Below are 561 nucleotides of genomic sequence, written 5' to 3'. Positions count from 1 at the left end.
GCCAGGTCATCTCGGAAGACCTCGGCATCAAGCTCGAGAACGTCGGCCTCAACATGCTCGGCCGCGCCAAGAAGGTGTCGATCTCCAAGGAGAACACCACCATCGTCGACGGCGCCGGCAAGAAGGCCGAGATCCAGGGCCGCGTTGCCCAGATCAAGCAGCAGATCGAAAAGACCACTTCGGACTACGACAAGGAGAAGCTGCAGGAACGTCTGGCGAAGCTCGCCGGCGGCGTTGCGGTGATCCGCGTCGGCGGTGCGACGGAAGTCGAAGTCAAGGAAAAGAAGGACCGCGTCGATGACGCCCTCAACGCGACCCGCGCGGCCGTCGAAGAAGGCATCGTTGCTGGTGGTGGCGTCGCGCTGCTGCGCGCTTCGGCCAACATCAAGGCCACCGGCGTCAATGCCGACCAGGCCGCCGGCATCAACATCGTGCGTCGTGCGCTGCAGGCTCCGGCCCGCCAGATCGCGGCCAACGCCGGTGCGGAAGCATCGATCGTTGCCGGCAAGATCCTTGAGAACAAGGGCGCGACCTTCGGCTACAACGCCCAGACCGGCGACT

Annotated in this window: 1 protein-coding gene; it reads left to right on the top strand. The window is 64.7% G+C overall.

Annotated elements, in window-relative coordinates; all coding sequences use genetic code 11:
* Nucleotides 1–561: TCP-1/cpn60 chaperonin family protein (locus EN990_RS35280; RefSeq protein WP_281056365.1), on the top strand; the 561-nt coding region annotated here is incomplete at both ends.

The organism is Mesorhizobium sp. M7A.F.Ca.US.005.03.1.1 (assembly GCF_003997975.1).
Taxonomy (GTDB): Bacteria; Pseudomonadota; Alphaproteobacteria; order Rhizobiales; family Rhizobiaceae; genus Mesorhizobium; species Mesorhizobium ciceri.
The sequence above is the reverse complement of the archived record's forward strand: the minus strand, read 5'-3'. Positions and strand labels throughout refer to the sequence as shown.